The 12,953-nt window shown below is 58.6% G+C and carries 5 protein-coding genes and 4 pseudogenes; 7 read left to right on the top strand and 2 right to left on the bottom strand.

Annotated features, from left to right (window positions below; all coding sequences use genetic code 11):
* Positions 1–101 precede the first annotated feature (101 nt).
* A pseudogene (locus tag AC0L7S_RS03085) lies at positions 102–1,234 on the top strand (DNA methyltransferase).
* Between the two features lie 80 nt (positions 1,235–1,314).
* Here AC0L7S_RS03085 and AC0L7S_RS03080 read toward each other — a convergent pair.
* Together AC0L7S_RS03080 and mutY are read right to left on the bottom strand one after the other, a co-directional pair.
* Positions 1,315–1,926 carry an HAD family hydrolase gene (locus AC0L7S_RS03080; protein ID WP_473474151.1) on the bottom strand — a complete coding sequence of 204 codons (612 nt, stop codon included), beginning with the start codon at positions 1,924–1,926 and terminating at the stop codon, positions 1,315–1,317.
* An 11-nt stretch (positions 1,927–1,937) separates the two neighbouring features.
* A pseudogene (mutY, locus tag AC0L7S_RS03075) lies at positions 1,938–3,043 on the bottom strand (A/G-specific adenine glycosylase).
* Between the two features lie 60 nt (positions 3,044–3,103).
* Between mutY and AC0L7S_RS03070 the strand changes: the two are divergent.
* The 6 genes and pseudogenes from AC0L7S_RS03070 (at position 3,104) to AC0L7S_RS03045 (ending at position 12,861) form a co-directional block, all read left to right on the top strand.
* Positions 3,104–3,600 (top strand): annotated as a pseudogene (locus tag AC0L7S_RS03070) (DUF721 domain-containing protein).
* A 132-nt stretch (positions 3,601–3,732) separates the two neighbouring features.
* Positions 3,733–4,458: a DsbA family protein gene (locus AC0L7S_RS03065; RefSeq protein ID WP_473473021.1), complete on the top strand. Its 726-nt coding sequence runs from the start codon at positions 3,733–3,735 to the stop codon at positions 4,456–4,458.
* A gap of 57 nt (positions 4,459–4,515) precedes the next feature.
* Positions 4,516–7,972: pseudogene (gene smc, locus AC0L7S_RS03060) on the top strand (chromosome segregation protein SMC).
* Positions 7,973–9,747: 1,775 nt separating this feature from the next.
* On the top strand, positions 9,748–10,980 hold the full coding sequence (locus AC0L7S_RS03055) for an NEW3 domain-containing protein (protein ID WP_473473020.1): 1,233 nt from the start codon (positions 9,748–9,750) through the stop codon (positions 10,978–10,980).
* Positions 10,977–11,918 (top strand): ABC transporter ATP-binding protein, encoded by a 942-nt coding sequence (locus AC0L7S_RS03050; protein WP_473473019.1) that lies wholly within the window; start codon positions 10,977–10,979, stop codon positions 11,916–11,918. The genes AC0L7S_RS03055 and AC0L7S_RS03050 overlap by 4 nt, the downstream gene beginning before the upstream one ends.
* Positions 11,902–12,861 carry an ABC transporter permease gene (locus AC0L7S_RS03045; RefSeq protein WP_473473018.1) on the top strand — a complete coding sequence of 320 codons (960 nt, stop codon included), beginning with the start codon at positions 11,902–11,904 and terminating at the stop codon, positions 12,859–12,861. The genes AC0L7S_RS03050 and AC0L7S_RS03045 overlap by 17 nt, the downstream gene beginning before the upstream one ends.
* Positions 12,862–12,953: the final 92 nt, after the last annotated feature.

Raw genomic sequence — 12,953 nt, 5'->3', positions numbered from 1 at the left:
CATGTCAGACTTCGCAAATCGGCATGGGGCTTCACGTATTATTTACGCTGATCGGTAACCATAACAGGCAGTAAACAGTAATGTGTGCCTGGGGTGAATGAATGTCTGCCATGCGTCTCCTTGACGATCTTGCTCCTGCTCCTCAAAAATCCGAGTGGCTGGATACCATCCTTAAAGGGGATTGCGTCGCAGCCCTCGATCGCTTGCCCGCCAAGTCGGTCGATGTGATCTTTGCCGATCCGCCCTACAATCTTCAACTCGACGGCGACCTGCATCGCCCCGACCAATCGAAGGTGGACGCCGTCGATGATCATTGGGATCAGTTCGACAGCTTCGAGGCCTATGATGCCTTCACGCGCGCCTGGCTGCTCGCCGCGCGCCGCGTGCTGAAGCCGAACGGCACCATCTGGGTCATCGGCTCCTATCACAACATCTTTCGTGTCGGTGCCAAGATGCAGGATCTAGGGTTCTGGATTCTCAACGATGTTATCTGGCGCAAGACCAACCCGATGCCGAATTTTCGCGGGCGTCGCTTCCAGAATGCCCATGAAACCATGATCTGGGCTTCGCGCGAGCAGAAGGGCAAGGGCTATACGTTCAACTACGAAGCTCTCAAGGCCTCGAATGACGATATCCAGATGCGTTCCGACTGGTTGTTTCCGATCTGCACCGGCGGCGAGCGATTGAAGAACGACGATGGCGACAAGGTGCATCCGACGCAGAAGCCGGAGGCGCTTCTCGCACGTATCATGATGGCCTCGACCAAGCCCGGCGACGTTGTGCTCGACCCGTTTTTGGAACAGGGACCACCGGCGCGGTCGCCAAACGGCTGGGCCGTCACTTCGTCGGCATAGAGCGCGAGCAAACCTATATCGACGCCGCCAACAAGCGCATCGCGGCGGTGAAACCATTGGACCGCGCTGATCTGGCCGTGCTTCCCGGCAAGCGCGCTGAACCGCGTGTCGCCTTTGTCAGCCTGATCGACACCGGTTTGATGGCGCCGGGTTCAACACTCTACGATGCCAAGAAGCGCTGGTCGGCAAAGGTGCGCGCCGATGGTACGCTGGCTATTGGCGAAAATGCCGGTTCGATCCACAAGGTCGGCGCCCAGGTCCAGGGTCTCGATGCCTGCAACGGCTGGACCTTCTGGCACTATGAACGGGCAGGTGGCCTGACCCCGATTGATGAACTTCGCCGTATAGTCCGGCTGGGTATGGAGCGGGCAGGCGCATAAAGCGTCGCCTGCCAAATCCGCTGACTGGAAATATCGCACCTTGAATCAAGCTGTGAAGTCAGGGCGCGAAGCGATTCAATTCAAAGCGCAATCCCCAAACGCTCGAAGTCGGCTTCGAGCGTTTTTGCGTCCGTGAATAAGACAGCCTGCCAGCCCGCCGCCTTGGCTCCATCGACATTTTTTTGACTGTCGTCGATAAACAGCGCCGCTGCCGGATTAATACCGAATGACGCAGCATGATGATCGTAGATCGCACGGTCCGGCTTGATCAGGCCGATCTCACCGGAAACGGTAATGCCGCGCGGCTTTTCGAGAAATGGAAAGCGCTGGCGTGCCTCGGCAAATGTGTCACTGGCCCAGTTGGTCAACAATGTCACGTCATGGCCGGATGCGATCAATCGTTCCATCAGGGCAACGCTGTCATCATAGGAATGCGTTATCATTTCATGCCAATGGCGGCGGAAGTTGCGGATGTTTTCCGTGTGCGCCGGATGTTGGCAAATCAGCAGAGCCTCGGCTTCTTCCCATTTGCGCCCGCGATCCTGTTCGATGTTCCACGCGCTGGTGCAGACATTGTCGAAGAACCATTTGCGTTTTTCAGTGTCGGGGATCAGCCGGCTGAATGGAACATTCGGATCGTAATGGACCAGCACCCGGCCAATGTCGAAAACGATATGTCGAATTTCCTGCATGATCTTTTGCCTCATGTCCGCTTTCTGGTGGCTCCGGGAATAGCGGCCTCGATGACCTTTTTCATGACGCTCGGCAAGGCTTCCCCGGAAATCTCATCTGGGGCGGACCAGAAATGATCGGGGGCGTATGGCCATCTGTTTTTGCGAAAAACACTCTGATTTCGAGCGAGAAATGCGTGAAAACATGCGAAATTTCGCCAACAAATCGCCAGTTTGCGGGAAAAGGCGCGGCTTTTTCACTGGTTTCGCCGTCAATTCGCGCTGTCCAACCGGTCGTCGGCACTTGGCTCATGCCACCAAGCAAGCCTTTTTCAGCGCGTTTTCCAAGCAGGATCGCACCATCATTTCTGACGGCAACGAAGGCAGCGCCACGGCGCAACGGCTTTTGTGATTTCGCGGCGCGAACCGGAAATCGTTCAGGATCGCCGCAAATCAAGGCACTGCAATCGTCGCGCAACGGACAAAGCCCGCATTTGGGCTTGCGCGGGGTGCATATGGTTGCACCAAGGTCCATCATGGCCTGTGCGAAATCACCGGGTCGGGCAACGGGCATCATGCGCTCGACGTGACTGCGTATCTCAACCTTGGCCTTGGGCAGCGGCGTGGTGATCGAAAACAGCCGCGACGTGACGCGCTCGACATTTCCATCGACAACCGCTGCCGGACGCCCGAAGGCAATCGCCGCAATTGCCGCCGCCGTATATGGCCCGATCCCCGGCAATTGCTGCAATCCTTCCTCTGTATCGGGAAAGTGACCGCCCTGCGCGGCAACAAGATCGGCGCAAGCCTTGAGGTTACGCGCCCGCGAATAATAGCCAAGGCCGGCCCATGCCTTCATCACATCATCGCGCCCAGCACTTGCCAGTGCATCAACCGTCGGCCATCTGGCAACGAAATCATGAAAATACGATTTGACCGCTTCAACCGTGGTTTGTTGCAGCATGATTTCCGACAGCCATACCCGGTAAGGGTCAGGCTTTGCCCCTTGCGCAAGATCGTGCGGACCCACACGCCACGGCAGGTCGCGATGGTTCGCATCGTACCAGTCGAGCAGTTTGGCAGCCGTGGAGCCATCATTTCCCGGCGCGGTCTTGCGGCTCAGGTCTTGCGGTGCCATTGGTTCACGATGTTGGCCTTTTGCGCTAAACTTGGTGAAGGGCATCTCGGGAGAAAGCACATGGCAGGGAAACGGCCTTTCAGCAATCCCGTTCCGGTCAGCGATCTGGCGAGCGCCATTCTCGATCCGGTCTTGCGTAAACGCGCTGGCATTTCCATCGGTCTGGTCCAGTCATGGGAAGAAATCGTCGGCTCACGCCTTGCAGCCAGTTCGCGTCCGGAAAAATTCAGTGGCCGCGCCGGATGCATGAGGACGATCCGTTCGAACCGGCCACCCTGGTGATCGCCTGCGAAGGCATGGCAGCCCTTCATTTGCAACACCAGACCGGTGAAATCATCACAAGAGCCAATGCGTTTCTCGGCTTTACAGCAATTGGGCGTGTCAAGCTGGTGCAAAAGGCCCTGACCCATGCAAAGCAGAACAATCCGCCTGCATCGAGACCGCTTTCGACATCTGAGAAAACCCGTCTGGAAAACACGGTCGAGCACATTGAAAATGAAGGATTGCGGGCCTCGCTGGAAAGGCTCGGTGCGACCATCGTCGGCCAGCGCAAATAGATTCTCGCGTTTTCGTGATCAAATGGGTAAAGTTTCGCAGTTGGATTGGGCAAGGCAATGCCTTAATTCCTGCCAACTCTCGCTATTTCTTGCCATTGCGTTGCAAAATCCAACTGTAATCAGGTGATTCGTATGATCCGTGACTTTTCTCGCAGAGCCGTTCTGTCTTCGCTTGCCGCTGTACCGGCTGTTGTCTTGCTTTCAGCGTGCAGCGATTCCGGCGAAGAAGCCGTTGCAGCAGATGCCAAGCCTGCGACGTCTGCCGACACAACGGCTTCCACGACGCCAGCCGTCAAGGCCCCGGAGTCGCAGGGCACTGTCGATATGGCTGAACTGTTGAAGCCCGGCGCGCTTCCCGAGAAATCGATGGGCAAGGACGATGCCAAGATCACGATGGTCGAATATGCCTCGATGACCTGCCCGCACTGCGCGCATTTTGCCGAGACCACGTTCCCCGAACTCAAGACGAATTATATCGACACTGGCAAGGTTCGCTACATCTTGCGCGAATTCCCCTTCGACCCGCGCGCGGAGGCAGGTTTCATGCTGGCGCGTTGCGCTGGCGACAACTATTTCCCGATGGTTGATGTGCTGTTCGCGCAGCAGCAGACCTGGGTCGCGGCCGAAAATGTCAAGGATGCGATGTTCCAACTGTCCAAACTGGCCGGTTTTACACAAGAGAGCTTTAACAGCTGCTTGACTGACCAGAAACTTCTGGACCAAGTGAGAGCGGTGCAGAAGCGTGGGGCCGACGAATTCAAGGTCGACTCGACACCAACCTTCTTCATCAACGGGAAAACCTACAAAGGGGCGCTGTCGATTGAGGAAATGTCGGCCATCCTCGACCCGATGCTCTGACGTCCACACGGTCTCGGAGCGGGAAGGCCCTCGTGTTCGCCCTGAAATGAGGCGCGCATGAAGTTTTCGCGCCTGCGTCTCCTTGGCTTCAAATCTTTTGTCGAACCGGGTGAATTTGTCATCGAGCGGGGCCTGACGGGTATCGTTGGCCCCAACGGTTGTGGCAAGTCGAACCTTGTCGAGGCGCTGCGCTGGGTGATGGGCGAAAGCTCATACAAGAACATGCGCGCATCGGGCATGGACGACGTGATCTTTTCAGGCTCCGGTGCGCGTCCAGCGCGCAATACCGCTGAAGTCACGCTGTTTCTCGACAATGTTGACCGCACCGCACCCTCTGCATTCAATGATGCGGATGAATTGCAGGTGTCGCGGCGCATCGAGCGCGAGGCGGGGTCAGCCTACCGCATCAACGGCAAGGAAGCCCGAGCCAAGGATGTTCAGCTTCTTTTTGCCGACCAATCCACCGGCGCACGCTCGCCATCAATGGTCGGGCAGGGCCGCATCGGCGAGCTTATCCAGGCAAAGCCGCAGGCAAGGCGGGCTCTCTTGGAAGAGGCGGCTGGCATTTCGGGCCTGCACACACGCCGCCATGAAGCCGAATTGCGGCTGAAGGCAGCCGAACAAAATCTCGAACGTCTGGAAGACGTTGTTGGCGAACTCGAAAGCCAGATCGAAAGCCTGAAACGGCAATCGCGCCAGGCATCGCGTTTCAAGAATTTGTCGGCCGATATCCGCAAGGCGGAAGCAACGCTGCTGCACCTTCGCTGGACACTGGCCAAGACGCAGGAAGGCGAGGCGCGTTCGGCACTCGCTGCTGCGACATCGCTCGTCGGCGATCGTGCCGCAACACAGATGAGTGCTGCGCGCGAACAGGGTATCGGGGCGCATCACCTGCCTGATTTGCGTGATGCCGAAGCCAAGGCTGCGGCTGTGCTACAGCGATTGACGATTGCGAAATCGCAGATCGAGGAGGAAGCGGGCCGCATTCGGGTACGCCAGACCGAGTTGGACCGTCGGCTTGAGCAGCTTGACGCCGACATTGTTCGCGAGGAGCGGATGGTGAGCGACAATGCGGAGATTCTGGAGCGCCTTGCCGAAGAAGAAACGGGGCTCAACAGTGAAAATGCTGGAGCAGCCGAGCGCGAAGCGTCCATCCGTTCAGCCTTTGAGCAGGCCGGGGCAATTCTGGCGCTGAGCGAGGAAGCACTGGCGGCGCTAACCGCCGAACGGGCCGAGGCTGCGGCCTCGCGCAACCAGCTTGAACGAACGCTGCGTGAGACCGTCGAGCGACGCGACCGTTTTGCCCGGCAACTGGCCGAAATGGATCGCGAATTGGCGCAGATTACAGGGCGAATTGCCACGCTTGCCGATCCGGCTGAAAAGCGCGAACTGGTCGAGCAAGCCATTGCCGCACTTGAGGAAACCGAGGCGGCTGCAGAAAACGCTGAACTGGCCGTTACGGAAGCCCGCGCGGTAGAAAGCGCGGCGCGTGGGCCGCTTCAGGATGCAAAGGCAACGCTGGCCGGAATTGAAACCGAAGCCCGCACCCTGGCCAAGATACTCAATGCCGCCAGCGGCGATCTGTTTCCCGCAGTTCTGGAGAAAATTCAGGTTGAGCGTGGATTCGAGACGGCGCTGGGCGCAGCCCTTGGCGAAGATCTGGACGTGCCGCTCGACCGCAGCGCGCCGGTGCATTGGAGTGACAGCGCGATTCAGCTCGGCGACCCCGCCTTGCCCGAGGGCATTGCCAGTCTTGCCAGTGTCGTTCGCGCGCCAAACCAACTGGCCCGCAGGCTCGCACAGATAGGCATTGTGGATGCCGCTGACGGTCAACGATTGCAGCCCATGCTGGCCCCGGGGCAACGGTTGGTCAGCCGCGAGGGCGCATTGTGGCGTTGGGACGGTCTGATGGCCAGTGCCGACGCACCAACTGCTGCCGCACAACGCCTGGCGCAAAAACCGGCTTGCCGAACTCGACGCCGAAGCAGTCGCGGCAACGCGGCAAGTGCGCAGCACTGAGGAAGCACTGGCAAAAGCCGAGGCGGCGATTGGTCAGGCAAGCGAAGACGAGCGGGCAGCGAGACAGACATGGCGTGATACCCAGCGTGCGCTTGACGAGGCCCGCAACGCGCTTACCCAGGCTGAAAAGGCGGCTGGCGAACTATCAAGCCGGCGAGATGCGTTGAATGAAGCGCGCATGCGTGCGCTGGATGAGCATGAAGAAGCAGCAGCGGTGGTTGCCGAAGCGGAAGTCATGCTGCGTAGTGCCCCCGACCTGGGCGATCTTCAGGCACGCATTGAACAGGGGTCTGCCCATGTTTCGCGTGATCGCGCAGCCCTTGCCGATGCGCGCGCCTTCCATGAAGGATTAAGCCGCGAGGCGGAGGCGCGCATGCGCCGCCTGCAAGCGATAGAAACAGAGCGTCGAAACTGGCTGGTGCGTGCAGAAAATGCATCAGTGCAGATTGCAGCACTTGGTGAGCGCAAGGCCGAAGCGGCTGAAGAGCGCGAGGCACTGGTCGAAGCTCCTGACGAGATCGATGCCCGCCGCCGCACGCTGTTGTCGCAGCTTTCCGAGGCCGAGGAATTGCGCAAGGCGGCTGGCGACCGTTTGCAGGAAGCAGAAAACAAGCAAGCCGATCTCGACAAGGCGGCGACGGCGGCAATTCAGGGTCTGGCCGAGGTGCGCGAAGTGCGCGCCCGTGCCGAGGAGCGACTGACAGCGGCAGATGAACGCCGCCAAGAGGTTGAGGCCCGCATTCAGGAGGTGCTGAACACACCGCCGCATCTGGTTATCCGCCACACAGGGCTGGAGGCTGACAGCCCGATGCCCGATATGGCTGAAACAGAACGCACCTTGGAGCGGCTGAAAATCGAGCGGGAACGCCTGGGTGCCGTCAATTTGCGCGCCGAGGAAGAACAAAAGGAATTGTCCGAGCGGCTGGAAGCCATCGTTTCCGAACGCGAAGATATTATCGAAGCCATACGCAAGCTGAGACAGGCGATCATGAGCCTGAACCGGGAAGGCCGCGAACGCTTGTTGGCCGCCTTCGAGGTGGTCAACGGCCATTTCCAACGGCTGTTCTCGCATTTGTTTGGCGGTGGCACCGCGGAATTGCAATTGATCGAGTCGGACGATCCGCTGGAAGCCGGTCTTGAAATTCTTGCCCGCCCGCCGGGTAAGAAGCCGCAGACAATGACGCTATTGTCCGGTGGCGAGCAGGCATTGACCGCAATGTCGCTCATTTTTGCGGTGTTCCTGACCAATCCGGCTCCGATCTGTGTGCTGGATGAGGTCGATGCGCCGCTCGACGATCACAATGTCGAACGCTTTTGCAATCTCATGGACGAAATGGCGGCATCCACCGAAACGCGGTTTGTGATTATCACGCACAATCCGATCACCATGGCGCGCATGAACCGCCTGTTTGGTGTGACGATGGCAGAACAGGGCGTCAGCCAACTGGTGTCCGTGGACCTTCAGACGGCTGAGACGCTGCGCGAGGCTGTCTGAGTTTCTAGCTGCTTTTCTTGCGCGTACGGATCGTCCGGTTTTCAAGATTGTTGACGCGGGTCGCCTCAGCAGGAACTTTCGATTTTTTTGCAGGCCGCCCTCTGGCATATGATGTCGGCCCCCTTTTTTCGGGCTCGCGCGATCGGTGGTTTCGGGCGCGGGTTGAGACGAGCGCTGCCCCTCGATCTGGCTATTCACACTGGCAAGCTGGGCTTGTGCAACATTCGCGGCCGACACCGCCTCGCCCAATTTCTGTTTCAGCGATGCGATCTCTTCTGTGTCGGCGATGTTTTTCCTGGCCGACGTTTCCAGCTTTGCCTTGAGGACTTCAGCTTCTGATCTGAATCGTTCGCTGGTTGCCGCGTGACGGTCCCTGAGTTCTTCCAGATCTGCATCCAGCGTCATGACACGTTCTTGCGTCTCGGCAAGCCTCACCTGAGAATGGTCGGACTGCTTTTGAAGGCGCCTGTTTTCTTTTTCCGTATTGTCGAACCGCATGCGCAGTTCCGACATCTCCACAGCTTCCGTCTTGCGGATGGCAGATAGCTCTTCGAGCTTGCGTTCGAGGTCGGCGTGACGCTGTTCCAGTTCGGCGTTTGTCATCTGCTGGTTTACGAATTTCTGGCGGAGCAGTTCAAGCTCTCTGGTGAGACGATCAACCGAGGTCGATTTGGTTGCCAGCTCATAAATGAGAGCCGTCTTCTCACCATCGGCATCGGCAAGTGCATCGCGCACCTCGACCACTTCGATCTGGGACTTGCCGAGAGCGACTTTCGCTTCGTCATAGTCCTTTATCAGGAGTTCGATCCGGCGCTTGTTGACCTCGTCGGAGCTTTCGTGCTGGCTCTGCAGATGTTTTGCCTGATCCAGACGTTCCGATAGACGGCGGTTGTCGGCCGAGAGGGCGGTATTGGCTTCTTCAAGATCGTTCGCGCGATGGATGCCGGCGCGTAGATTGCCAAGAAAGCGATTTGCCGTCTCGTGGGCGGCGCCGATGGCGGCCAGAGTGGTGTCCATTGCATCGAGGCTTGTGGCGGCATTGCGCATTTCGCTCTCGAATGCGGCCAAGGCTGCAAGATTGGTCCGGGTGCTCGTGGACTGCTTCAGTTCCGGCACGACCGTTTCGACGCTGTCGGTGCTCACACTGGCCTCATCCGGCAGAGGTTCCAAAGGTTCAAGAGCTATCGCTTCTTGCGAAGACGTATCGAGTGCCTCTTCAAGCTCTGTCTCGAACCCGGCCATGTCAAATGCCGCCAGTTCCGGCAAGATTTCAGGCTTGGTAGTCTTGGGTTTTGTCATGCCGAACATCTGTCTTTGTCCCCCTGCAGGCCATCGTCTAGGTGCAATTGGTCGAGTTGTTTACGTTCTGTAAAGTATAAGGATGAGATTTGACAGAAGGGATTGATTCCATAGTTAATCCCTTGTCGATGCTGATGCATTCGTCGATTTCGTTCTTCGATCCAGACCGGACATAGTTAACGTTGCCGACTTCACACGCCTGAATACAACGCCGTGGTTTGCAGAATTTGTGTATCGGACTAAAAAGCGGGTTCCGGATATTGGCCCACATCCAGTGCTTGATCATCGTGATCCAGTCATCCTCGTGGAAGTTTCTGATCACGTAGAATTTCCGATTGTCACAATTTCGTGAATGGATGATTGGCAGAGCGTTTTGCCCCATTCACGTCATAAATCGGTCCATGATGCACCGTGCATCAAGTCACCAAGGCTTTGCAGAATAAACAATTGATTTCAACTCCTTGCGGGAGGCAGACGTGATTCCTGCGCGCATTTGCTCGTCGATAAATACCCCCACCACAGTTCTGGCCGTAGCCATCATGGCGATGGCGATGGCAACCGCGGCTCCGTCCGCAGCATTCGCTCAGGCAGCCGCCTCGATGCCCACACTTTCCACACATGAGCCGCCGGGCCTTTGGCTAACCACGCCCTATCCGGAGTTCTCGGCCCAGGCTGGCAAGGATGTCAGTGTCGACCTCAGCCTCGCCAATAACGGCTTGCCGCCTCAGCGTGTCGAATTCGGTGTCGACGGGCTGCCGACAGGCTGGAAATGGGAGATGGATGGTGGCGGAAAACCCGTAAGTGCGGCAATTGCCGGTTCCGACGCCGCCGTCGCCCTGACGCTAAAACTCACGCCACCGGCTGGTGTCATCGACAAACCGGTGAGTTTCACGGTGTCCGGCAAGGCCGACAGCAAAGCCTTGCAATTGCCCATGCAGTTGACGCTGACCAAGACCGAGCCGGCCAAGCTGACGCTGGCACCGAAGTTGCCATCGCTACGCGGCACCGCCAAGTCTGCATTTGATTTCAAGGTCGATCTGAAGAATGACGGCCAGCAGGATACGACTGTTAATCTTCTGTCGAAAGCTCCCGGCGGTTTCCAGGTGACCTTCAAGGCAGGCTATGGCTCACAGGAACTGACCAGCCTGCCGCTGAAGGCGGGCGAATCGAAGACTCTTTCCGTCGGTGTACAACCGCCGGATCGCACCCAGGCCGGTCAATACCCCGTCGTGGTCGCCGCTGCTGCCGGTGATGCGAACGCCGACACCAAATTGCTTCTCGATATCACCGGCCGCCCTTCCGTTTCGCTCACCGGCCCGCAAGACAGGCTGTCCGGCGACGCAACCGCCGGTCAGGAGCGAACCTTCAACTTCACGCTTTCCAACGACGGCTCGGCACCGGCTCGTGAAATTGCCCTTTCCGCGCGCCCGCCATCCGGCTGGAAAGTGGCGTTCAGCCCGCAGAAAGTCGATGAGGTCGCGCCCGGCTCTACCACCAAAGTGGCCGTCTCGATGACGCCGTCCAGCAAGGCCATAGCCGGCGACTACAAGGTGTCGGTCCGCGCCAATGGCAGCGGCGGTGCTACTGACAATGCCGACTTCCGCGTAACGGTCAGAACGTCTACTCTGTGGGGCATCACTGGCCTCGGTATCATTGGCGCGTCAGCGCTGATGCTCGCCTTCGCCGTGACGCGGTATGGACGCAGATGAGCCCGGTCATCGAAGCGAGCGGGCTGGTCAAGCACTATGGCCGTTTCCCGGCGGTCGACGGCATCGATCTCACGGTCGGCAAGGGTGAGATTTTCGGCCTGCTGGGGCCGAACGGCTCCGGCAAGACAACGAGCATCCTGCTTCTGCTCGGGTTGACTGAACCAACGGCCGGTACAATCAAAGTGCTTGGTCTTGACCCGTTCAGACAGTCGTTGGCAGTGAAACGGCGGGTCGGCTACCTGCCGGATCAGGTGGGCTTTTACGACCACCTGACCGCGCGCGAAAACCTGGCCTACACCGCGCGGCTGACCGGCCTTGTCTCGGCCGACGCCGAAAAGCGCATTGCGTTGGCTCTTGAGCGTGTCCGCTTGGCCGACGTGCGCGACAAACGTGTGTCCACTTTTTCGCGGGGCATGCGCCAACGCCTCGGCTTGGCCGAGGTGCTGGTCAAACAAGCGGAGATCGCCATCCTGGATGAGCCGACATCCGGGCTCGATCCGCGGTCGACGCAGGAATTGCTGGACCATATTCGCGAACTCGCTGCCGACGGTGTCACCATCGTGCTTTCCTCGCATCATCTGGGCATGATGCAGACGATTTGCGACCGCGTGGCGCTGTTTCGCAAGGGGCGCATTGGGCTGATTGGTAAGGTCGACGACCTGACCGCCGATGTGCTCGGAGGCACCCATGTGATCGAGGTGGAGGCAGGCAACATCGATCTGGCGGAGATCCTGAAAGGTGCGTTGCACATCTCCACAGTGACGCCTCTCAAAGCCGGAAACTGGCGCGTCGATGCCGATGCCGATGTGCGCGTCGACATTGCGCGCCGGGTGGTGGAGGCCGGTGGTGCGTTGAAGGCCATGACTTTCCATCGATCCAGTCTCGATGAGGTCTATGGCCACTTTTTCGAAGGAGAAAACCATGATGTCGCGGCGTGAAGGATCGCCCTTTGCAGGCTTGTCGACGATCGCCTTGAAGGAAGCGTCCGATCATATGAACTCGGCCCGCATACATCTGGTGATGCTGCTGGTCATCCTGACGGCGATCGGCTCCGTTTACGCCGCGATCGGCCAGATCAAGTTGACGCTCGGTGAAGACCAGTTCCTGTTCCTGCGCCTGTTCACCACCGCGCAGCCGCCGCTGCCGTCCTTCGTCTCTTTCCTCGGCTTCCTCATCCCGCTGGTGGCAATCGCCCTCGGTTTCGACTCCATCAACGGCGAATATAGCCGCCGCACACTGTCGCGTATCCTGTCGCAGCCTATTTATCGCGACGCGCTGCTTGCCGGAAAATTCCTCGGCGGCCTGCTGGTCATCGCCATCTGCCTTTTGGCGCTGTGGCTGATGGTCACCGGGCTTGGCATTCTGCTGCTCGGCCTGCCGCCAAGCGGCGAGGAAATCGCGCGTGGTCTCGCCTTCCTGTTTGCCTCGTTTATTTATGCCGGCGTCTGGCTGGCAGTGGCGATGACCTTTTCGACGCTGGTCAAATCGCCAGCGACATCCGCGCTGTGCGCGCTGACGCTGTGGCTGGTCTTTACCGTTTTTTGGCCGATGCTGGCACCGCTGATAGCGGGAGCACTGGCACCCATCGACCCGCTTGATCCCATGACGGCCATTCACCAGATAAACTTGCAGCAGGCTATCGCCCGCGTTTCACCCAATGTGCTCTATGGTGAGGCGACGCTGGCGCTGCTCAACCCGGCCACACGTTCGCTCGGCCTTCTGTTCGCCAGCCAGATGAATGGTGCGGTGATGGGTGCGCCGCTACCGCTTTCGCTGAGCTTCGCGCTGGTATGGCCACAGATCGCCGGCATGATTTCCACGGTCATGGTCCTGTTTACCGTGGCTTATGTCTCGTTCCAGCGACAGGAGATAAGGGCTTAGTGCATGTCGCCCAAAAGTGTGCAGCGATTTTTCAGACAACGACATGCACAAGAACAAAAGCTTAAAGCACTCTGCATGAATCCCGTTAGACG

It is taken from the genome of Mesorhizobium sp. G2-6-1, assembly GCF_055809095.1.
This window is presented reverse-complemented; position numbering and strand designations above follow the sequence as displayed.